Below are 21,589 nucleotides of genomic sequence, written 5' to 3' on the forward strand. Positions count from 1 at the left end.
AAAAGGGCTGGGAGTGGGTGGCTAGAGGTCGATCTGGACGTCGCCGCAGGGCGCCGTTACGCAGATTTCGATGTTTTCGTCAGGGTCCGTCGAGACCGCGCCGGTGATCAGGTTCTTCACCGGCCCGCTGATCTTCTTGCGGGTGCAGGTGTGGCAGATACCCATCCGGCAACCGCTCGTGGGGTTCAGCCCGGCGGCCTCGGCCTGCTCCAGGATCGACCGGCCATCGTCAACTACTGCGACGGCACTTTCGGTGAAGGCGACGGTTCCGCCGGACACCTCGGTCGGTACGGCGATCACCGGTGGCACAAAGCTTTCCGACTGAGCACCGGGCAGCAGATCCTTGACCGCGGAGACCAGAGCCGGTGGGCCGCAGACGAACACCGCGTCGGGGTTCGGCATCGCGGCGGCCAGGTGGTCCGGACCGAAGTACCCGGTGAGGTCGCCCCGGTTCGATCGGGTGTAGCTGTGCAGCACCGTCACACCAGGCGTCGCAGCCAACTCTGTCGCGTACGCGGCCTCTTCAGGGTTGCGGGCGTAGTGGATGAAGGCGACCTCACCGTCGAAGTTCTCCTCCCGCAGGGTGCGCAGCATGGAGAGCACCGGTGTGATGCCGCTGCCGCCGGAGACCAACAGGATGCGGCGGGGCCGTTGCGTGGGAAGGACGAAGTCGCCGCCGACCGAGTCGAGGCCCAGGACCATGCCCGGCGCCGCGTTGCGGTACAGATGCTGCGAGACCAGACCGCCGTCGTGGCGGCCGATGGTCAACTCGATGACGGGGCTGCCTTCGGCGTTGGCCGGCGAGTAGCACCGGGTGCGACGGCGGCCGTCGATCTCGACGGTGAGGTTGATGTGCTGGCCGGCTTTGAAACCCCGCCAGGCGTCGTTGGGCTGCAGGGTCAGGGTGACGCTGCGCGGTGTCTGCTTACGGACGGCGACCACCTTGGCGCGGGCGTCGTTGACGGTCCAGGTGCGGTCGTAAACCTCGGTGTACCGGTCCACGCCGTGCGGGCCGGTGAGGATCCCAACCAGGGCGGAGCGCCGGATTCGGCGGCTCAAAGTTTCGGTGAACATATGTACACAATGAGGCCGCCCGAGCGTTCACGTCAAGGGTTAAGCCGCAGGTTGTTGTGCGGATCACGTGGTGAACAAATGTGCCTATATGTCATACACAAGCGTTCCGATCAGGCGTTCGACGTCCCTGTGCTAACTTTTTTCGGTGAACAGTCGTAGCCCCAGTTCACGAGACCGGCGGTCGAGCCGCTCGTCAAGCTCCCGCTCCAAGGACAATCTGTCTCGCGAGGAGCGCAAGGAAGCCACCCGCCGCGCGATCATCACGGCTGCCCTGAAGTTGCTCGAAGAGGACAGTTTCAGCGCACTCAGCCTGCGTGAGGTCACCCGAGAGGCCGGCATCGTGCCTGCCGCCTTCTACCGGCACTTCGAAACCATGGATGCGCTCGGTCTGGTGCTGATCGACGAGTCCTTCCGCGCCCTGCGGGAGATGCTCCGCGGTGGTCGCGCCGGTCAGCTCGACCCGAAGCGCATCATCGAGTCCTCGGTCGACATCCTGTTCAACAGTGTCAGCGAACGGCCCGAGCACTGGCGCTTCATCAGTCGCGAACGCAACACCGGGGTCACCGTCGTGCGCTATGCGATCCGCACGGAAATCCGGTTGATCACCTCAGAACTGGCCATCGACCTGTCCCGGCTACCCGGTTTGACCACGTGGAGCAGCGAGGATCTCAATATTCTGTCCGGGCTGTTCGTCAACTCGATGATGGTCACGGCGGAATCCATCGAGGATGCCAACGACGCGAAGGCGCTGGAGGACATCAAACAGACCGCACGCAAGCAACTCCGCATGATCGTGGTCGGCGTCGCGGGCTGGCGTAGCGACTGACTCGGCTAGACATCCCAGGACCGTAAGTTGTCAAGCTGCTTGGGGGTTGTCGGTGGTTTGGCGGTGTGCCCAGGCTGTCTGTTCGTTGTAGCGGGTGCGGTGGCGAAGGCAGCCGTGCAGTATGCCGACGAGGCGATTTCCCAAGGCACGCAGCGCTTGGTGGTGTAAGTCGCCGGCGGCGCGGTGCTGGTCGTAGAAGCCTCGGGCGCCGGGACTGTTGTTCAGGGCGCAGAAGGCCCATTGGTCGATCGCATCGTAGAGACGTCGGTTGCGGACATGGCGGGCCAGCACCGCGCGTTTTTTGCCTGAGGCGACGGTCAATGGTGAGGTTCCGGCGTAGTTCTTGCGACACTTGGCCGTGGTGTAGCGGTTCGGGTCGTCCCCGAACTCACCGAGCACCCGGGCGCCGAGGATGACACCGAGTCCTGGCAGGGAGAGGTAGATGTCGGCGTCCGGGTGCGTCTCAAAATGTGTCGCCAACTCGGCCTCGAGAGCGGCGATCTGATGGTTCAACTCGATGATGATGCCGACGGTGGCGCGGGTGGTCGCGCCGAACGCCGCGGTGACCGCGGCGGGTGCAACGAGCTGTTCAGTGCGCAGCACCGTCTGGATCTCAAGTGCCCGGACATCGACGTTGCGTTGCCGCCCAGCGCTTTTGAGCGCTGATCGGATCTTGGAAAGGCTCAACCCTGCGGCCTCAGCGGGGCTGGGAGCCCGATTCAGGATCGCCAAGGCGTCCCGGTCGGCCAGGTCGTCGAAGGCGGCCAACGCGCCCGGGTAGTACTCGCGCAGCGCCGAGCGCAGCGCGTTGGTGTGCCGGTTGCGGGTCCAGATCAAGTTCTGGTGCCCACGCGCCAACACCTTGATCGCCTCGGCGTCTGGGCTGTCCCCGGCGATCGGGCGATGATTGTGCCGGTCGGTGCGCACCAGGTCGGCCAGCAGTTTGGCATCCCCTGCGTCGGATTTCGCGCCGGAGACGTGGTGGCGGTCGCGGTAGCGCGCGACCGCCAGCGGGTTGACCGCATACACCTGGTAACCGGCCGCGACCAGCGCATTGACCCACAAACCCCGATCGGTTTCGATGCCAATCACGACCTGGCCGGGGTCGGGGGCGTGGGTGGCCACGATGTCATGGAATCCGCGGATTCCGGGCAGCCCTTCGGGCAGCCGGCGCGAGGCCAGCCGTGTGCCGTCGTCGTCCATCACGTGGATGTCGTGATGATCTTCGGCCCAATCGTCGCCGATGAAGATCATCGAATCACCTCCTATGCCGAATTGGGGTGGAACCTGTTCGAGCCCAAGACAACCCGGCGGCGACCTAATGGATCAGTGCTCCAACCTGGCACGACACCCCATCAGCACTACAGGAAGCCTCACCAACCGGCCGGGGCACGATCTAGCCTTAGGAATCGAACATCACTCCAGGGACCGGAAGTGCTCACCGACCGGCGGCTCAGCGACCAGCGTCCCGCTGCAGGATCACTACCCGTTCGAGGCTCGCCGATCAACTGCCATTAGGGTCCGGCCCATGCCCGACACACAGCCACTCGACCTTGCCTTCCCGCGGCCCGACATCGCCGTCATCACGCTCAATCGGCCCGACAAACTGAACGCGTTGTCGTACGAATTGGTCGAGGCCCTGCACACCACCCTCGACGAGATCGCGGCCAACAACGAGTGCCGCGTCGTCGTTCTCACCGGCGCCGGCCGTGGCTTCTGCTCGGGCCTGGATCTGAGCGACCCGAATCCGACGGAGGCCGGCGGCGGCACCGAGTTTCCCCGCTCGGGCATGCGCTGGCAGGAACGCATCGCGAACCTCACGGTCAAACTGCACCGGCTGCGTCAACCCGTCATCGCGGCGGTCAACGGCGCGGCTTACGGTGGCGGCTTCGCCCTGGCCGCGGCCAGCGACATCCGCATCGCCGGCCCGTCGGCGAAGTTCTGCACCCAGTTCATCAAGCTGGGTATCGGCGGCTGCGACATCGGCGTGAGCTACACCCTGCCCCGGATCATCGGTGCGGGTCCGGCATTCGACCTGATCCTCACCGCACGGGCCGTCGAGGCGGCCGAGGCGCTGCGGCTCGGCCTGGTCACCCGCATCGTCGACGACACCGCGGATTTGGTCGATGCCGCCCTGGAAATCGCCGAAACCCTGTGCAGCTACGGTAAATTCGGTCTGGAATCGACCAAACAGGTGCTCTGGGCCAACCTCGACGCCGGCTGTCTGGAGACCGCGCTGCACGTCGAGAACCGCAGCCAGATCCTGTCCGTGGGCACCGGAAGCCTCGCCGAGGTCAGCGAGGTGTCCCGCCACCGTCGACGATGATGGCCTGCCCGGTCATATAGCTGCCGGCGTCCGAACACATCAGCAGGGCCGCACCGACCATCTCGTCCGGCGTGGCCAACCGCTTCATCAGGGTCCCGCCCTTCATCATCTCGATGGCCTCCCGAGGGTTGTTGCGCATCATGTCGGTGTCGACGGGTCCCGGGGCCAGGGCGTTCACCCGGATGCCCAACGGGGCGAACTCGGCCGCCATCGACCGGGTCACCGACATCAGCGCGGCCTTGCTCGAGGCATAGATCGACAGCGCCGGTGCAAAGTTGAACGCCCCGACCGACACCATGTTCAGTACCGCGGCCTTCGCGCTGGCCTTCAGATACGGCAAGGCGTGTTGCACCAGGAACACCGGCCCACGCAGGTTCACCTCATAGGACTTGGCCCAGGCTTCCGGTGTCATCTGCCCCAGTGGCTGGGCCAGGGCGTTGGCGGCGTTGTTGACCACCACATCGATCCCGCCGAACTCGGCCACCGTGCGCTCCACCAACGCGCCGAGATCGTCGACGTTCCCGCTGTGTGTGGGCACTCCGATCGCCTGTCCCCCGAGCCCGCGCAGGTGCTCGGCCGCCCGCTCGCAGGCCTCGGGCTTGCGGCTGGCAACCACCACCCGGGCACCGGCCAGCGTAAAGCCCTCGGCGAGAGCCAATCCGATGCCTCGGGTACCACCGGTGACGATCACGGTCCGGTCGGTCATATCGAAGAGATGGTCAAAAGTCTCACGATTCACCCCGTCAGTAGAACATCACCGCGGTCCGCTCGCGCAAGGCTTCAGCCCAATAGCCGGGCACTCACAAATTCGCGGTCCTCGCCGGTGATCGGGTCGGTGAACTCCAGGCGATGGGCCAACAGTTGCAGCGGATCGTCGAAATCATCAGGAGCTACGTCGATCACGGTGGGATACAGGGAATCACCGATGATCGGCAGCCCGATCGAGGCCATGTGCACCCGCAGTTGATGCGTCCGCCCGGTGCGAGGCGACAGCCGGTAGATCCCCTCTCCCAGCTCCTCGACAACGGTCTCGGCGTTGACTTCTCCGGGCTCGGTGAAGGCCTGTAACTGCCCACGGTGCTTGATGATCCGGCTGCGCAGCGTGGCAGGCAACCGCACCGTGGCGGTACCCCCGGCGCGGGCCAGATACGTCTTACGGGTTCCACCTTCGGCGAACAGCCGCTGATATCGGCCCCGCACCTCACGACGCACGGTGAACAGAAGCACGCCCGCGGTCAGCCGGTCCAGTCGGTGCGCGGGGCTCAGTTCCGGCAGGTCCAGGTCACGTCTCAGCCGCACCAGCGCGGTCTGCGCCACGTGCCCGCCACGGGGCGTGGTCGCCAGAAAGTGCGGCTTGTCGACCACAAGGATGTTCTCGTCACGGTGCAGCACCGGGATATCGAACGGCACTGCCACCTCGTCGGGCAGGTCACGGTAGAAGTAGACGTGCGCACCCGGGGGCAGCGCGGTGGCCGCATCGACGACCCTGCCGTCAGGCAGAACCACTTCTCCGGCAAGCACTTTCGCTCCGATACCGAACCGCTCCTGCAGCTCGTCGTGGACGTTTCCACCCAACAGCCGCAGCCGGGCCGGGCCGAGTCCGTCCCGCACCGGCAGCGGCGCCGATGAGCGCATGCGCGACGAGCGTTGGGACCCGGCCTTTCTCAATTGAGCGGAACGGGTTCGAGGATCTCGGCGCGGGCCTCCGGCGCGGCCTGGCGCAGAGCATCCGCGGATTCATCGTCGGGCTGGGTCTGCGACAGCACCTCGGCTTCCACCCTGGCGATATACGTGGCGACCTCACGATCGACGTCCTCGGCAGTCCAGCCCAGCACGGGCGCAACCACTTCGGCGACCTCGCGGGCACAATCGACGCCGCGGTGCGGGTATTCGATGGCGATCCGCATCCGTCGGGCCAGGATGTCCTCGAGGTGCAGTGCCCCCTCGGCGGCGGCGGCGTAGTAGGCCTCGACCTTCAGATACACCGGCGCATCGGTGATGGGGGTCAGCAACTCGGACCTACCCTCGGCCATCTTGAGCACCTCGCCGATCAGCGAGCCGTAGCGGTCCAGCAGGTGCCGGACACGGTACGGGTGCAGCCCGTATTGCTTGCCGACGTATTCGGTCTGATTGATCAGGGCGAAGTATCCGTCGGCACCCATCAGCGGGACCTTTTCGGTGATCGAGGGCGCCACCCGGGCCGGGACGTACTCTGCGGCAGCGTCGATCGCGTCGGCCGCCATCACCCGGTAGGTGGTGTATTTCCCACCGGCGATCGCCACGAGTCCCGGAGAAGGCACCGCGACAGCATGCTCCCGGGACAGCTTGGAGGTCTCTTCACTTTCGCCCGCCAGCAGCGGACGCAACCCGGCGTACACACCGTCGATGTCGTCGTGGGTCAACGGGGTCGCCAGCACTGTGTTGACGTGTCCGAGGATGTAATCGATGTCGGCCTTGGTCGCGGCGGGATGCGCAAGGTCGAGGTTCCAGTCCGTGTCGGTGGTCCCGATGATCCAGTGGGTGCCCCACGGAATCACGAACAGCACCGACTTCTCGGTGCGCAGGATGATTGCCACCTCGCTGACGATCCGGTCGCGCGGCACCACGATGTGCACACCCTTGGACGCGCGCACCCGAAACCGGCCGCGCTCCTTGGACAGTGCCTGGATCTCGTCGGTCCACACGCCGGTGGCGTTGACCACGACATGGCCGCGGACATTGGTGGTGGCCCCGTCCTCGGAATCCCGCAAGGTCACCCCGACGACGCGATCGCCCTCGCGCAACAGCGCGACCACCTGACTCGACGAGCGCACCACTGCGCCGTAATGGGCCGCGGTGCGGGCCACGGTCATCGTGTGCCGCGCGTCGTCGACGACGGTGTCGTAGTAGCGGATACCGCCGATCAGCGAGCTGCGCTTGAGGCCCGGGGCCAGCCGCAGCGCCCCGGATTTCGTCAGATGCTTTTGCGCCGGAACGGATTTCGCTCCACCGAGCTGGTCATAGAGGAAGATGCCGGCCGCCATATAGGGCCGCTCCCACCAACGGTTGGTCAATGGGAACAGGAACGGCAACGGCTTGACCAGATGCGGCGCCAGCGTCGTCAGGCTCAGTTCCCGCTCATAGAGGGCCTCGCGGACCAGGCCGAATTCCAGCTGCTCCAGATACCGCAGCCCACCATGGAACATCTTGGAGCTACGACTGGATGTGCCGGAAGCGAAATCGCGCGCCTCGACAAGGGCCACGGTGAGTCCACGAGTCGCGGCGTCCAGCGCCGCGCCGGCTCCCACCACCCCGCCGCCGATGACCACTACGTCGAACTGTTCACTGCCGAGTCGTTGCCAGGCTTGCGCCCTGTGCTGCGGTCCGAGGAAGGTTTGCCCGTCGCCCGGCGCTGAGATCGGGTCAGTCACGATCCCCAGGCTACGTGGGTGGCGTGGGATCCGCCTGATTCTCCGGCCCTCGACGGTAAGTTCCCTTGCGTGTCGTTTCAACCCCCGGGCTTGCCGGGCCAACCATTTCCTGGGCCGCAGCAATTTCCCGGCCAGCCGTACCCGCCCGGTGGTGTCGCGCCGATGGGATACGGATACGGACCGCCTCCCGGGTACTTTCCCGGTCCTCCGCAACAGAAATCGGCGCCGAAGAAGCTCTGGTACGGCGTAGGCGCGGCACTACTCATCGTCGGATTGTTGGTCGCGGCGCTCGGGGGCGTGGGGATGATCGGTAATTTTTCCGACGCAGCGCCCGATGCCGAACACACCTTCGGAAACGGCGAGACGACGACTGTGCACTTCGACGCCGGTGAGACCAAGACGATCTTCGTCGCCAATCCTGGTGAGAATCACCACGTCCGGTGCAACGTCCGCACTCGAACCGGTTCCGACGACGACATCAAGATGGACAACTACGACGGCACGCTCACGATCAACCAGTGGCAGGCCGTGTTCACCGTGACCGTGCAAAAGGCGTCTGACTACGCCGTCACATGCAAAGGCACTGCGTCCGACGAGTTCGGGGTGGGCGGTGACGCCAAACCCGCATCGCTCGTCGGCGGTATTTTCGCCATGCTCGGCGGCGGCTTCTTGGGTTTCCTCGGGATCGTCACGCTCATCGTCACCGCGATATTGCGACGACGCCGCAGGGCGTGACCTCGGCGCCTAGTCCAGGTCGTCGTGTTTCATCAGTTGCCGCGCCGCCTCGGTGATCGATCCGGACAACGACGGGTACACCGAAAACGTCTGGGCCAGCTCATCCACCGGAATGCCGTTCTGAACCGCCAGGGCGATCGGCAGAATCAGCTCGGAGGCGATCGGCGCCACCACCACCCCGCCGATCACCACTCCGGTGGCCGGGCGGCAGAAGATCTTCACGAAGCCGCGGCGCAGGCTGGACATCTTGGCCCGGGCATTCGTGTTGAGCGGCAGGGTCAGGGTGCGGGCCGGCACGGACCCGTCATCGATGGCGGCCTGCGGAACGCCGACCGCGGCGATCTCAGGGCGGGTGAACACTGCCGCGGCGACGGTTCGCAGCCGGATCGGCGCCACCGCCTCGCCCAGTGCGTGATACATCGCGATGCGGCCCTGCATGGCCGCCACCGAGGCCAGCGGCAGCAGGCCGGTGCAGTCACCTGCCGCATAGATGCCGGGTACCGAGGTCCGCGACACCCGGTCGACGTTGAGATAGCTGCCCGGCCCGAGTTCGATGCCGACGCGGTCCAGGCCCAGGCCACCGGTGTTGGGGACCGAGCCGACCGTCATCAGCGCATGGCTGCCCTCGACGGTGCGACCGTCAGCCATGGTGACGCGGATCCCGTGCTCGGTGCGGGTGACCGACTCGGCGCGGGCATTCTTGACCAACGTGACACCGCGTTCGGAGAACACCTCCTCCAGCACGGCGGCGGCGTCGGAATCCTCGTGGGGCAGGATCTGGTCGCGGCTGGCCACCACCGTCACGGTCACTCCGAGTTCGGTGTAGGCGTTGACGAACTCGGCGCCGGTGACGCCCGAACCCACCACCACGAGATGCTCGGGCAGTGCTTCGAGGTCGTAGAGCTGGCGCCAGTTGAGAATGCGGTCGCCGTCGGGAGCTGCGCTGGGTAGCACCCGCGGGCTCGCTCCGGTGGCGATGAGGACCACATCGGCGGCCAGCTGGCTGACCGCGCCATCCGGTCCGGTGACCTTGACACGGTGCTGTGCCATGCCGGGGACGTCGTCGGTCAGCTCGCCGCGGCCCGCGATCAAGTCGATGCCTTCGGCGCGCAGCCGCTCGGCGATGTCGCCGGACTGCGCCGTCGCCAGGGTCTTCACCCGCTCGTTGATCTGGGGCAACGAGATCTTGGACTGCTCGAAATCCAGCGAATAGCCCAGGTTGGGTGCGCGCCGCAGTTCGGTGCGCACGCCTGTGGAAGCGATGAACGTCTTGGACGGCACACAGTCCCACAACACGCAGGCACCGCCGATGCCGTCGCAGTCGACGATGGTGACGTGAGCGACCTCTGGGCCGCGGGCCGCGGCGACGAGCGCCGCCTCATAGCCGGCGGGTCCGCCGCCGATGATCACGATGCGGGTTGCCACCGCACCAACCTAACCAACTTTGCGCACTAAGCTGTCTTACCGTGCCGCTCTACGCCGCCTACGGGTCCAATATGCATCCGGAGCAAATGCTCGAGCGGGCTCCGCACTCACCGATGGCGGGTACCGGCTGGCTCCACGGCTGGCGGTTGACGTTCGGCGGTGAGGACATCGGCTGGGAAGGCGCGCTGGCCACCGTCGTCCAGGACCCGCTGGCGAAGGTCTTCGTCGTGCTCTACGACATGACCCCCGCCGATGAGCAGAGCCTGGACCACTGGGAGGGTTCCGAGCTCGGGTTCCACAAGAAGATCCGTTGCCGGGTCCACCGGGTGTCGTCGGATACCAATACCGACCCGGTGCTGGCCTGGCTGTATGTGGTCGACGCCTGGGAGGGCGGCCTGCCCTCGGCCCGCTACATCGGGGTGATGGCCGATGCCGCGGAGATCGCCGGGGCGCCGGATACGTATGTGCACGATCTGCGCACCCGCCCCGCCCGCAACATCGGTCCCTAATGGCAGTTGATCGGCGAGCCTCGAACGGGTAGTGATCCTGCAGCGGGACGCTGGTCGCTGAGCCGCCGGTCGGTGAGCACTTCCGGTCCCTGGAGTGATGTTCGATTCCTAAGGCTAGATCGTGCCCCGGCCGGTTGGTGAGGCTTCCTGTAGTGCTGATGGGGTGTCGTGCCAGGTTGGAGCACTGATCCATTAGGTCGCCGCCGGGTTGTCTTGGGCTCGAACAGGTTCCACCCCAATTCGGCATAGGAGGTGATTCGATGATCTTCATCGGCGACGATTGGGCCGAAGATCATCACGACATCCACGTGATGGACGACGACGGCACACGGCTGGCCTCGCGCCGGCTGCCCGAAGGGCTGCCCGGAATCCGCGGATTCCATGACATCGTGGCCACCCACGCCCCCGACCCCGGCCAGGTCGTGATTGGCATCGAAACCGATCGGGGTTTGTGGGTCAATGCGCTGGTCGCGGCCGGTTACCAGGTGTATGCGGTCAACCCGCTGGCGGTCGCGCGCTACCGCGACCGCCACCACGTCTCCGGCGCGAAATCCGACGCAGGGGATGCCAAACTGCTGGCCGACCTGGTGCGCACCGACCGGCACAATCATCGCCCGATCGCCGGGGACAGCCCAGACGCCGAGGCGATCAAGGTGTTGGCGCGTGGGCACCAGAACTTGATCTGGACCCGCAACCGGCACACCAACGCGCTGCGCTCGGCGCTGCGCGAGTACTACCCGGGCGCGTTGGCCGCCTTCGACGACCTGGCCGACCGGGACGCCTTGGCGATCCTGAATCGGGCTCCCAGCCCCGCTGAGGCCGCAGGGTTGAGCCTTTCCAAGATCCGATCAGCGCTCAAAAGCGCTGGGCGGCAACGCAACGTCGATGTCCGGGCACTTGAGATCCAGACGGTGCTGCGCACTGAACAGCTCGTTGCACCCGCCGCGGTCACCGCGGCGTTCGGCGCGACCACCCGCGCCACCGTCGGCATCATCATCGAGTTGAACCATCAGATCGCCGCTCTCGAGGCCGAGTTGGCGACACATTTTGAGACGCACCCGGACGCCGACATCTACCTCTCCCTGCCAGGACTCGGTGTCATCCTCGGCGCCCGGGTGCTCGGTGAGTTCGGGGACGACCCGAACCGCTACACCACGGCCAAGTGTCGCAAGAACTACGCCGGAACCTCACCATTGACCGTCGCCTCAGGCAAAAAACGCGCGGTGCTGGCCCGCCATGTCCGCAACCGACGTCTCTACGATGCGATCGACCAATGGGCCTTCTGCGCCCTGAACAACAGTCCCGGCGCCCGAGGCTTCTACGACCAGCACCGCGCCGCCGGCGACTTACACCACCAAGCGCTGCGTGCCTTGGGAAATCGCCTCGTCGGCATACTGCACGGCTGCCTTCGCCACCGCACCCGCTACAACGAACAGACAGCCTGGGCACACCGCCAAACCACCGACAACCCCCAAGCAGCTTGACAACTTACGGTCCTGGGATGTCTAGCCTTGGGAGGCTAGGCGGAGGCCTCGACGATGTTGACCATCGTGCGCACGCCGACGCCCAATGCACGCTCGTCGATGTCGAACGTGGGCTGATGCAGATCAAGTTGTGGCCCTTGTCCGCTCCACACGCCGAGTCGGCCCATTGCGCCGGGCACATCTTCGAGATACCAGGAGAAGTCCTCGCCCCCGCCGGATTGATGCGTGTCGGCGAGCGCATCAGGGCCGATGGCCTCGATGGCGTGGGTGAGAATCCGCGTGGACACCTCTTCGTTGACCACCGGCGGCACGCCCTGCCGGTAGTTGAGGCTGTGCGTGACGTTGAGCGGCGCGAGCAGCGCGGTAACCGTCTCTTCCACAATCGATTCCAGCGTCAGCCAGGTATCGCGACTTGCGGTGCGGATCGTCCCGGCCAGGGTGCCGATCTGCGGGATGGCGTTGGCGGCCACACCGGCATTGACCGCACCCCACACCATCACGGTGTCGTGGCGGGGATCGATACGACGGGACAGCACACCCGGTAGCCCGGTGATCAGGGTCCCGAGCCCGTAGACCAGGTCGCCGGTCAGGTGCGGGCGGGAGGTGTGCCCGCCCGGCGAATGCAGGGTGATCTCGATGGAATCTGCCGCCGACGTGATCGGTCCGGGCTTGGTGGCCACCTGGCCCACGGCCAAGCGGGGATCGCAGTGCAACGCGAAGATCCGGCTCACCCCGGTGAGCACGCCCGCATTGATCGCGTCGATCGCACCGCCCGGCATCAGTTCCTCGGCCGCCTGGAACAGCAACCGGACCCCGACCGGCAGCTCCGGCACCGACGCCAGAGCCATCGCCGTGCCCAGCAGTACGGCGGTGTGGGCATCATGTCCGCAGGCATGCGCGACATTGGGCACCGTGGACGCATAGGACGCGCCGGTCCGGTCGGCCATCGGCAAGCCGTCCATGTCCGCGCGCAGCGCGATCCGCGGACGATCTTCCGGCCCGAAGTCACACGTCAATCCGGTGCCACCGGGCAGCACCTTGGGGTTCAGCCCGGCCTCGGCCAGGTGGTGGGCCACGAATTCGGTGGTGGCGAACTCCTGGCGGCCCAGTTCCGGATGGGCGTGCAGGTGCCGCCGCCACGACACCATCTCGTCGTAGTTGAGCGACAACCAGCGGGCAGCCGCGTGCTGCAGCACACTCATGATGCCCGCCTCCGCTGCAGCGCCTCCAGCACCCGGTCCCGCTGTGCAGGTGCCTCAGCCAGCTGAACGACGCTGCGGGCCAACATGATTGCACCTTCCAGCACAGCCTTGTCGGCGCTCGGACCCGCCGCTGCGGCGGTGAAGGCCGGCTGGTGGATCGCCGCGCCACCCGAGTCGATGCCGATCACCGGATGAATGCCGGGCATCACCTGACTGATGTTGCCCATGTCGGTACTGCCCAGCGGCACACTTGCCTCCACATTCTCCGGCAGCGGGTTACGGCCCAGGCGCAGCATCTCGGCGCGGATGGTCTCCGAGAGCCACGGATCGGGCACCATCTCGGCGTAAGGCGGGGCGATCTCGGTGGCCTGGTGCTCACACCCCGTCGCCAGTGCTCCGGCCGAAAAACAGCCGGCCATCCGGTCCTCAAGCTCGCGCAGCGCCGACATGTCGGTGGCCCGCATGGTGTAGCGCATCTCGGCCCGGCCGGGGATGACGTTGGCGGCCTGCCCGCCGTGGGTGACGATGCCGTGGACCATCTGTCCCGGCATCAGCTGCTGTCGCAGCAGGCCGATGGCGACTTGCGCGACAGTGACCGCGTCGCCGGCGTTGACGCCCAGATAGGGCGCCACAGCAGCGTGTGATTCCCGGCCGGTGTAGTTGACCGTCACCTCGGAAAGCGCCAGCGAGCGTGCGGCGGCGATGTCCACGGGTCCGGGATGCAGCATGACAGTCGCGGCGATGTCGTCGAACACACCGGCGTCGAGCAGCAAGATTTTTCCGCCACCGAGTTCCTCGGCCGGGGTACCGACGAGCACAACCGTCAGGCCCAGTTCGTCGGCGACGTCGGCAAGAGCCAGCGCGGTGCCGACAGCCGAGGCCGCGATGATGTTGTGTCCGCAGGCATGCCCGATACCGGGCAGCGCGTCGTACTCCGCGCAGATCCCGACCACCAGCGGGCCGTTGCCGTACGAGGCCCGGAACGCGGTGTCCAGCCCGCCGGGGGCCGCGGTGATCTCGAATCCGTACTCGGCCACCAGCGCTTGCGTCTTGGCGCAACTGCGGTGCTCGGCGAAGGCCAACTCCGGCTCGGCGTGTATCGAGTGGGAGAGCGCGATGAGGTCGCCACCACGCCGGTTGATGGCGTCCTCGACGCTCAGCGAGGCGGTGGCAGACGGCATCCTCGCAGTATCTCACTGCCGGTTGCTGGCGGTTAAGCTCGCCTATCGTGACCGATCCCCAGGCATCCACCCAGGCAGCCGCCACCATTGCCGTGCGGACGGGCGTCGAACGCCACGATGTCGCGGTCGTGCTCGGCTCGGGTTGGGCACCCGCGGTAGCCGAGCTGGGCGAGCCGCTGGCCACGGTGCCGATGGCCGATCTCCCCGGCTTTACCCCGCCGAGTGCCGCCGGGCACGGCGGCCAGGTGCACTCGGTGCGCATCGGGGATCACCGGGTGTTGGTGCTGGCCGGGCGCATCCATGCCTATGAGGGCCACGACCTGCAGCATGTGGTGCATCCGGTCCGGACCGCGGCGGCCGCCGGCGTGTCCACCGTGGTGCTCACCAACGCCGCGGGCGGCCTGCGCGCCGAGTACCAGGTGGGTCAGCCGGTACTGATCAGCGACCACCTCAATCTCACGGCGCGGTCTCCGCTGGTCGGCGCACAATTCGTCGATCTGGTCGACGCCTACTCCCCCACGCTTCGGGCGCTGGCCCGCGAGATCGAGCCGTCCCTGGCCGAGGGCGTCTATGCCGGGCTGCCCGGCCCGCACTACGAGACCCCGGCCGAGATCCGGATGCTGCGCACCCTGGGCGCGGATCTGGTCGGCATGTCGACAGTGCACGAGACGATTGCCGCCCGGGCCGCGGGTCTGCAGGTACTGGGCATCTCGATGGTGACCAACCTGGCCGCCGGCATGACGGGCCGGCCGCTCAGCCACGCCGAGGTGCTCGAGGCCGGGCGTCAGTCCGCGACCCGGATGGGTTCCCTGCTGGCTTCGGTGATCGCGCGGCTCTGACCCGCGATGCGGGATAACCGGGCACACTTGGGTCATGACCTCCGTCGCGACCGACGCCGCCGATTGGATCGCGCATGACCCCGACCCACAGACCGCGGCCGAATTGTCGGCCTGCAGTCCCGACGAGCTCGACCGCCGGTTCAGCCATCCGCTGACCTTCGGCACGGCCGGGTTACGCGGGCCGTTGCGGGGCGGGCCCGATGCGATGAACCTGGCTGTCGTCCTTCGCACCACGTGGGCGCTGGCCCAGGTTCTCAAGGACAGAGGCCTGGGCGGGGCACACGTGGTGGTGGGCCGTGATGCCCGGCACCGCTCCGACGAGTTCGCCCTGGCGGCCGCCGAAGTCCTTGCTGCCGAAGGCTTCCAGGTGGTTCTCATGATGGCTTCGGTCCCGACGCCGGTGGTCGCCTACACCGTGCGGCACCTACCTGCCGTGGCCGGCATCCAGATCACCGCGTCACACAATCCGCCGACCGACAACGGCTACAAGGTGTTCCTCGACGGTGGCATGCAGATCATCTCCCCCGCCGACCGAGAGATCGAGGCCGCGGTGGCCCGGGCGCCGCATGCCGACGAAATCCCCAGGGCCACGGTGGAGACCGGTGGGCGCCACCAGGTGTACGGCTATCTGGAGCGGGCCGCCCGGGTACGCCGCAGCGGCGGCTCGGTGCGGGTGGCGCTGACCCCGCTGCACGGGGTCGGCGGCGAGTACGCCCTTGATGCCCTGGCCCTGGCCGGATTCGACGACGTGCACGTGGTCGAGGAACAGTTCAACCCCGACCCGGACTTCCCCACGGTCAGCTTCCCCAATCCCGAGGAGCCAGGTGCGGTCGACGCGCTGCTGGCCCTGGCCGACGACATCGACGCCGAGATCGCGATCGCCCTGGACCCCGATGCCGACCGGTGCGCCGTCGGGGTGCCCGGACCGGATGGCTGGCGCATGCTGACCGGCGACGAAACCGGTTGGCTACTGGGCGATTACATCCTGTCTCAGCTCGAACCCGGCCCGGTCAGCGAGGCCGCCCTGGTCGCCAGCACCGTGGTGTCCTCGCGAATGCTGGCCGCCATCGCATCGGCGCACGGGGCCCAACACGCCGAAACCCTCACCGGATTCAAGTGGTTGGCCCGCGCCCAGTCCCCCGGCAACACCCTGGTCTACGCCTACGAGGAGGCGATCGGGCATTGTGTCGACCCGGCCGCGGTACGCGACAAGGACGGGATCACCGCCGCAATCCTGGCCGCCGATTTGACTGCTGCACTGCGCGATCAGGGCCGCACGATGCTCGATGCCCTCGATGCCCTCGCCACGGTTCATGGCGTGCACGTGACGGGCGCGGTCACCCGCCACGTCGACGATGCAGGCGCCGCCATGACCCGGATACGCGAGGCCCCACCGACCGAACTGGCCGGCATCGCGGTGACCGCCGAGGATCTGCTGGATCGGCGGGGGCAGCAACGCACCGACGCGCTGATCTTCACCGGCGACGACGCCGGCACGTCCGTCCGGGTGGTGGTGCGCCCATCGGGAACCGAACCGAAACTCAAGTCCTACACCGAGGTTCGTTGTGCACCGACCGACGATCTGAATACGGCACGCGCCCATGCCCAGAAGCTGAGCCAGGACCTCGCCGACGCCGCTGCCCGCTGGTAGCGCCTCAGCGCGGGCCGAACTGACGGTCCCCGGCATCACCGAGACCCGGGACGATGTAGGCGATCTCGTTGAGCCCCTCGTCGATGCTCGCGGTGATCAGCCGCATACCGGGGGCGACCTTCTCGATCGCGGCGATCCCCTGTGGCGCGCACACCACACACACCGCGGTGATGTCGACGGCGTTGCGGTCCTTCAACAGGTTGATGGTGTGGGCCATCGACCCGCCGGTCGCCAACATCGGGTCGAGCACGAACACCGACCGCGCGCTCAGGTCGTCGGGCAGCGACGCCAGGTAGGGCGTCGGCTGATGCGTCGTCTCGTCGCGCGCCATCCCGACGAACCCGACCTGCGCCTCCGGGATCAGGGCGTGCGCCTGGTCCACCATCCCGAGCCCGGCCCGCAACACCGGCACCAATAGCGGCGGGTTGGCCAACCGTGACCCGGTGGTGTCGGTCACCGGGGTGCGTACTGCGATCTGCTCGCAGGCCGCGTCGCGGGTCGCCTCGTACACCAGCATCATCGTCAGATCGCGCAGCGCGGCACGGAACCCTGCATTGTCGGTCCGCTCGTCCCGCAGGGTGGTCAGCCGCGCGGCGGCCAGGGGGTGGTCGACGACGCGGACATCCATGCGCTGACCTTAATGGTCGGCGCCGCCCCCACGCAGGTCAATCCGGTGTCCACGCCATGGACCACGGATTATCAAGGGTCCGCTACGCGGTGCCACGCATCAGGCTCAGGTGACGTTCGTCCTCGTCCCCGACCCTGGAGTTCTGATCATGCCGACACCCGCAGCCGCCCAGCCGACCGATGCTGTGCTGGCGGTGCGGTTCGTGCACGAGGCGATGCCGTTCCACCCCGTTCTGCTGCGTACCGCGCGGCGGCTGACGCACAGCCAGGCCGACGCCGAGGATCTGGTGCAGGACACGCTGATGAACGCCTACGCCGGTTTCCATCGGTTCGAACCGGGCACCAACCTGCGGGCCTGGCTGTTCCGCATCCTGCACAACCGGTGGATCAGCACGCACCGGATGAAACTGCGCCGTCCCGACACGTTTGCGGTCCCGGAGTTCACCGACAGCGACATGTTCGGCAGCGCAAGCCATTCCGCGACCGCAGAGCGATCCGCCGAGGACCGTGCGCTCGACCAGTTCTGCGATGACCGGATCCGCGATGCGGTGCTGACGCTGCCCGAGGGTTTCCGAACGGTGTTGTACTACGCCGATATCGAAGGCTTCACCTATGCCGAGACCGCTGCGCGCATGGAGATCCCACTGGGAACCGTCATGTCACGCATCGCGCGGAGCCGCGAGCGCCTGCGGGCCGCGTTGACCGATGTTGCGTGACGAACAACGAGAGGACACAATGAAATCCGAATCGACAGAACTCAGCGGATACCGCGCGCTGATCACCGGGGGCACCGCGGGCATCGGCTTGGCCTGTGCCGACCTGCTGGCCCGAGCGGGCGCGGCGGTCACCATCACCGGACGAGATGAACAGCGCGGACGTGACGCCGCGGCCGCACTCGGTCGTGACGTCCGGTTCGTCAGCGCCGACCTTGCTGACCTGGATTCGGTGCAATCCCTTGCACGGCAATGTGATCAGCTCGACATCCTGGTCAACAACGCGGCCGCGTTTCCGGGTGCGCTCACCGTCGACCAGGACGTCGCCTCCTTCGAGCGGACTTTCGACACCAATGTGCGAGGCACGTATTTCCTGGTGGCTCAACTGGTGGGCGGCATGCTGGAACGCGGCCGTGGCAGCATCGTCAACGTCACCTCAATGGTCGCGTCGAAAGGGGTGCCCGGCGCCTCGGCCTACAGTGCGTCCAAAGCCGCCGTCGAATCGCTGACCCGCACGTGGGCTGCCGAATTCGGTTCCGGCGGGGTACGAGTCAACAGTGTGGCGCCGGGGCCGACCCGCACCGAGGGCGTCGAAGCCCAATGGGGCGACACCAACGAGGAACTCGGCCGCGCCCTGCCGCTCGGCCGCACGGCCACCCCTGAGGAGATCGCCCACGCAGTGCTGTTCCTGAGCTCACCGCGGGCGGGATTCATCACCGGTTCGACGTTGCACGCCGACGGCGGCGGTACCGCCATCTGAAGCGCCAGATCTGCCTCGACGTGCCGGCACGCTCGTTTCAAGGGAACCGATCGGGGACGACGAACGTCCTAATCCCATGACCGCCGACATCCTGCGCGCCGACAGCGCGGCCATCGACGCCCTTGGCCGCGCCTTCGATACACATGCCGCCGATCTCAGCGCCGTGGCCGCAACCCTGCGGTCGATGCCGTCGCCGGGAGTCGACCTCGGTCCGATCGGCGAACGGTTCGTGACCGCCTTCACCGCGTCCGTCGGCGCGCACTGCGATGCGGTCGCGGCCCTCGGCGCCCGAACCGGCACCGGCGCCGTCAGCACCGGGGTCATTGCGGCCGGCTACGACGTGGCCGGTCAGCGCGCCGCGCGGCTGCTGCCGCGGGTGTAGCCGTGCCCGCCTCCGCCACCGCCCTGGCCGCGCCGCTGTATGAGCTGCGGGATCTGGTGGGCAGCGGTTGGCCGACGCGCGGCCCGGCCGCGACGGCGCTGGATGAGGCGCATGCCGCCCTGTCGGATATCGCTGCGGCACTCGGGCGATCGTGGGACCGCGCTGCCAACGATTGGTCGGGCACCGCCGCGACGGCGGCGGCGAACTTCACCGCAGGCACCGCGGCGGAGGTGGCCGGCCTGGCCGACCGGGCACAGGCACTGAGCGCCGCGGCCGGGCAGGCAGGCTCGGCCGTGGCCCAGGCCAGGACTCGACTACAGGCGATCATCGACCGCTTCGAGGAACGCGCCGCGGCACTGGCTCCCCACCTGGACGAGCCCGGAGTAGCCCGGGAGTTGAAGGCGGAGGCGCAACGCGCGATCACCGAGGCCTCAGCCGTCGTCGAGGAACTGCGCGCCGAACTGGACCGTCAGACCGGTGCGGTCGCCGGAATGCCGCCGGCGGCCGGGATGCAGCCGAGCGTGGCGGGGTTCTCGGCGGGCTCGGGCGGCCTCCCGCCGCCCTCGTCCGGGTGGTCCGGGTTGTCCGGGTTGTCCGGAGCGTCGCCGCGAAGCGGGTGGAGTGGCGACGCAGGCCCCGAGGCCGCGGTCGGGTTGAGTGACCCGGGCATGTTCGGCGAGGGGGTGGCGGTGCGACTGCCCGACGGGAGCACGGCCACGGCACCCAACGGCGTGGCAGCCAGCGCGGTACGGCACGCGCTGACCCAGTTGGGGGTGCCCTACCGGTGGGGCGGCACGACGCCGGGCGCTGGCCTGGACTGCAGCGGGCTGACCCAATGGGCGTATCGCGAAGCCGGGCTGGATATTCCGCGGCTGGCGCAGGAGCAGGACATCGGCAAAGCCGTGTCGGCGGGGACGCTGCGCCCGGGTGACCTGGCGGTATGGGACGGCCATGTCGCCATGATCGTCGGCGAAAACACCATGATCGAGGCGGGTGATCCGGTGAAACTGTCGCCTATCCGAACGACGAATGCCGGTCAGGGCTTTCAGGGGTTCTGGCGGCCGACGGTGTAGTCGGCCCCCGGGCCGACGCACGAACCGGAGACAACCTGACCGGCGTCGGAGGGGCCCCACTAGGCTGTGCCGCATGGCTGCTGACATCGTCCCAATTCGGCTCGGGCTGACCAAGGGCGACCTCTACACACTCTGGGCTCCGCGTTGGCGGGATGCCGGTGACGAGTGGGAGGCCTTCCTCGGCGAGGGCGACGCCCTGTTCGCGTTTGAATCGGTCGCTGACCTCGCGGCATTCGTCCGCACCAACACCGACAACGATCTCGCCGACCACCCGGCGTGGGAGAAGCTGGCCGCGGCCAATGCCCACCGGCTGCAGTCGGCCGACGACCGTGAATACGACATCGTCGGCGTGCCGGACCTGGTCGCCGACAAGCCGACCGAAGAATCCGTCGCGACCGTGCACCGCACCCTGGTCGTGGTGTCCTCGATCGGCTCGGTGTGCGAACTGACGGCCATCAGCAAGTTCTTCAACGGCAACCCCGTGCTCGGCACGCTCGGTGGCGGGATGGACGGCTTCACCGGCCGGTCCGGGCGCAAGCGTTGGGCCGAGATCGAAGCCGTGATCGGGCGGGGTTGGGACAGCGTGCTCGACGCCATCGACGAGATCGTCACCATTCCCGAAGACATCGACGCGGGCGCGGTCAAGAAGGCCGCGGCCGAGCTCGAAGAGCCGGCCCCCGAAGAGGACGAGGACGACCTCACCGACGGCACCGAAGACGACGGCACCGAGAGCGACGCCGAGGACGACACCGCGGCGGCCGCACCCGCGCGCAACGCCGCCGACACGGCTGTCCTGGGCGACGACGAGGACTTTTGGCAGAAGGTCGGTATCGACCCGGTCCGCATCATGACGGGCTCGGGCACCGTCTACACCCTGCGCTGCTACCTCGACGACGATCCGGTCTTCCTCGGCCGCAACGGTCGCATCAGCGTGTTCAGCTCCGAGCGTGCCCTGGCCCGCTACCTGGCCGACGAACACGACCACGACCTGTCGGACCTCGCCACCTATGACGACATCCGGACCGCCGCGACCGACGGTTCGCTGCGGGTCGACGTCGCCGAGGAGAACGTCTACGTCCTCTCCGGTATCGCCGATGACCTCGCCGACGGCCCCGACGCGGTCGACCACGACCAGTTGGAGTTGGCCGTCGAGTTGCTGCGCGATGTCAGCGACTACTCCGAGGACAAAACCGTCGACGAAACGCTGGCGGGCACCAAGGCCCTCGGCAAGTTCGTGGGCTATGTCCTCGGCAACGAGAACGCCCGCAAGCCCGAAGCCCCGTACGCCGAGGCCGTCAAGCAGTGGGAGGCGCTGGAGCGCTTCGTCGAGTCGCGCCTGCGGGCGGAGTAGGCCCCAGGTCGAGCTCGCTCG

At 67.5% G+C, this 21,589-nt stretch carries 21 protein-coding genes; 12 read left to right on the forward strand and 9 right to left on the reverse strand.

Annotated features, from left to right (window positions below; genetic code table 11):
• Positions 1 to 21 precede the first annotated feature (21 nt).
• Entirely contained in the window at positions 22 to 1,074 is a 1,053-nt protein-coding gene (locus JOF57_RS18105; protein WP_209918725.1) for a ferredoxin reductase, read from the reverse strand.
• A 145-nt stretch (positions 1,075 to 1,219) separates the two neighbouring features.
• Between JOF57_RS18105 and JOF57_RS18110 the strand changes: the two genes are divergently transcribed.
• Entirely contained in the window at positions 1,220 to 1,900 is a 681-nt protein-coding gene (locus tag JOF57_RS18110) for a TetR family transcriptional regulator (RefSeq protein WP_209918727.1), read from the forward strand.
• Positions 1,901 to 1,930: 30 nt separating this feature from the next.
• Here the strand turns inward: JOF57_RS18110 and JOF57_RS18115 are convergent, their stop codons facing one another.
• Positions 1,931 to 3,154 (reverse strand): IS110 family RNA-guided transposase, encoded by a 1,224-nt coding sequence (locus tag JOF57_RS18115; protein WP_209918729.1) that lies wholly within the window; start codon positions 3,152 to 3,154, stop codon positions 1,931 to 1,933.
• A 274-nt stretch (positions 3,155 to 3,428) separates the two neighbouring features.
• Here JOF57_RS18115 and JOF57_RS18120 point away from each other — a divergent pair, with 274 nt between their 5' ends.
• Positions 3,429 to 4,226 carry an enoyl-CoA hydratase/isomerase family protein gene (locus JOF57_RS18120; RefSeq protein ID WP_209918731.1) on the forward strand — a complete coding sequence of 266 codons (798 nt, stop codon included), beginning with the start codon at positions 3,429 to 3,431 and terminating at the stop codon, positions 4,224 to 4,226.
• Here JOF57_RS18120 and JOF57_RS18125 read toward each other — a convergent pair.
• From JOF57_RS18125 to JOF57_RS18135, 3 genes are read right to left on the reverse strand one after another with little or no spacing between them, the layout of a single operon-like run.
• Positions 4,195 to 4,965 (reverse strand): SDR family NAD(P)-dependent oxidoreductase, encoded by a 771-nt coding sequence (locus tag JOF57_RS18125; RefSeq protein ID WP_209918733.1) that lies wholly within the window; start codon positions 4,963 to 4,965, stop codon positions 4,195 to 4,197. The genes JOF57_RS18120 and JOF57_RS18125 overlap by 32 nt on opposite strands.
• Positions 4,966 to 5,006: 41 nt before the next feature.
• Positions 5,007 to 5,861: a pseudouridine synthase gene (locus JOF57_RS18130; RefSeq protein ID WP_209918736.1), complete on the reverse strand. Its 855-nt coding sequence runs from the start codon at positions 5,859 to 5,861 to the stop codon at positions 5,007 to 5,009.
• A gap of 29 nt (positions 5,862 to 5,890) precedes the next feature.
• Complete coding sequence (locus JOF57_RS18135) at positions 5,891 to 7,636, reverse strand: glycerol-3-phosphate dehydrogenase/oxidase (protein WP_209918738.1); 1,746 nt, start codon at positions 7,634 to 7,636, stop codon at positions 5,891 to 5,893.
• Between the two features lie 162 nt (positions 7,637 to 7,798).
• Between JOF57_RS18135 and JOF57_RS18140 the strand changes: the two genes are divergently transcribed.
• The gene (locus JOF57_RS18140; RefSeq protein ID WP_209918739.1) at positions 7,799 to 8,371 is read left to right on the forward strand and encodes a hypothetical protein; all 573 of its coding nucleotides are present in this window, start codon (positions 7,799 to 7,801) and stop codon (positions 8,369 to 8,371) included.
• Between the two features lie 9 nt (positions 8,372 to 8,380).
• Here JOF57_RS18140 and JOF57_RS18145 read toward each other — a convergent pair whose 3' ends face one another.
• A complete protein-coding gene (locus JOF57_RS18145; protein WP_209918741.1) occupies positions 8,381 to 9,796 on the reverse strand; it encodes an NAD(P)H-quinone dehydrogenase in 1,416 nt (471 codons plus the stop codon).
• A 41-nt stretch (positions 9,797 to 9,837) separates the two neighbouring features.
• On the opposite strand from JOF57_RS18145, the gene JOF57_RS18150 reads away from it, so the two are divergent.
• Entirely contained in the window at positions 9,838 to 10,305 is a 468-nt protein-coding gene (locus tag JOF57_RS18150; RefSeq protein WP_209918744.1) for a gamma-glutamylcyclotransferase family protein, read from the forward strand.
• A 260-nt stretch (positions 10,306 to 10,565) separates the two neighbouring features.
• Positions 10,566 to 11,789, forward strand: coding sequence for an IS110 family RNA-guided transposase (locus JOF57_RS18155; RefSeq protein ID WP_209918729.1), 1,224 nt, complete (start codon positions 10,566 to 10,568; stop codon positions 11,787 to 11,789).
• A 35-nt stretch (positions 11,790 to 11,824) separates the two neighbouring features.
• Here the strand turns inward: JOF57_RS18155 and JOF57_RS18160 are convergent, their stop codons facing one another.
• Positions 11,825 to 12,991: a M20 family metallopeptidase gene (locus JOF57_RS18160; protein WP_209918746.1), complete on the reverse strand. Its 1,167-nt coding sequence runs from the start codon at positions 12,989 to 12,991 to the stop codon at positions 11,825 to 11,827.
• Positions 12,988 to 14,172: a M20 family metallopeptidase gene (locus tag JOF57_RS18165; RefSeq protein WP_209918748.1), complete on the reverse strand. Its 1,185-nt coding sequence runs from the start codon at positions 14,170 to 14,172 to the stop codon at positions 12,988 to 12,990. The genes JOF57_RS18160 and JOF57_RS18165 overlap by 4 nt, the downstream gene beginning before the upstream one ends.
• 47 nt (positions 14,173 to 14,219) lie before the next feature.
• Between JOF57_RS18165 and JOF57_RS18170 the strand changes: the two genes are divergently transcribed.
• Positions 14,220 to 15,011 (forward strand): purine-nucleoside phosphorylase, encoded by a 792-nt coding sequence (locus JOF57_RS18170; protein ID WP_209918750.1) that lies wholly within the window; start codon positions 14,220 to 14,222, stop codon positions 15,009 to 15,011.
• Between the two features lie 34 nt (positions 15,012 to 15,045).
• The gene (locus tag JOF57_RS18175) at positions 15,046 to 16,662 is read left to right on the forward strand and encodes a phospho-sugar mutase (protein WP_209918752.1); all 1,617 of its coding nucleotides are present in this window, start codon (positions 15,046 to 15,048) and stop codon (positions 16,660 to 16,662) included.
• Between the two features lie 4 nt (positions 16,663 to 16,666).
• Here JOF57_RS18175 and upp read toward each other — a convergent pair whose 3' ends face one another.
• Positions 16,667 to 17,290 (reverse strand): uracil phosphoribosyltransferase, encoded by a 624-nt coding sequence (upp, locus tag JOF57_RS18180; RefSeq protein ID WP_209918755.1) that lies wholly within the window; start codon positions 17,288 to 17,290, stop codon positions 16,667 to 16,669.
• 148 nt (positions 17,291 to 17,438) lie between these two features.
• Between upp and JOF57_RS18185 the strand changes: the two genes are divergently transcribed.
• From JOF57_RS18185 to satS, 5 genes are all read left to right on the forward strand, one after another.
• On the forward strand, positions 17,439 to 18,005 hold the full coding sequence (locus tag JOF57_RS18185; protein WP_209918757.1) for a sigma-70 family RNA polymerase sigma factor: 567 nt from the start codon (positions 17,439 to 17,441) through the stop codon (positions 18,003 to 18,005).
• Between the two features lie 19 nt (positions 18,006 to 18,024).
• Positions 18,025 to 18,762: an SDR family NAD(P)-dependent oxidoreductase gene (locus JOF57_RS18190; RefSeq protein ID WP_209918759.1), complete on the forward strand. Its 738-nt coding sequence runs from the start codon at positions 18,025 to 18,027 to the stop codon at positions 18,760 to 18,762.
• Between the two features lie 76 nt (positions 18,763 to 18,838).
• On the forward strand, positions 18,839 to 19,144 hold the full coding sequence (locus tag JOF57_RS18195) for a hypothetical protein (RefSeq protein ID WP_209918761.1): 306 nt from the start codon (positions 18,839 to 18,841) through the stop codon (positions 19,142 to 19,144).
• Positions 19,145 to 19,146: 2 nt separating this feature from the next.
• Positions 19,147 to 20,217: a C40 family peptidase gene (locus JOF57_RS18200; protein ID WP_209918762.1), complete on the forward strand. Its 1,071-nt coding sequence runs from the start codon at positions 19,147 to 19,149 to the stop codon at positions 20,215 to 20,217.
• A 73-nt stretch (positions 20,218 to 20,290) separates the two neighbouring features.
• On the forward strand, positions 20,291 to 21,568 hold the full coding sequence (gene satS / locus JOF57_RS18205; RefSeq protein ID WP_209918764.1) for a protein export chaperone SatS: 1,278 nt from the start codon (positions 20,291 to 20,293) through the stop codon (positions 21,566 to 21,568).
• Positions 21,569 to 21,589 lie beyond the last annotated feature (21 nt).

This window comes from Mycolicibacterium lutetiense (assembly GCF_017876775.1).
GTDB classification, from domain to species: Bacteria; Actinomycetota; Actinomycetes; order Mycobacteriales; family Mycobacteriaceae; genus Mycobacterium; species Mycobacterium lutetiense.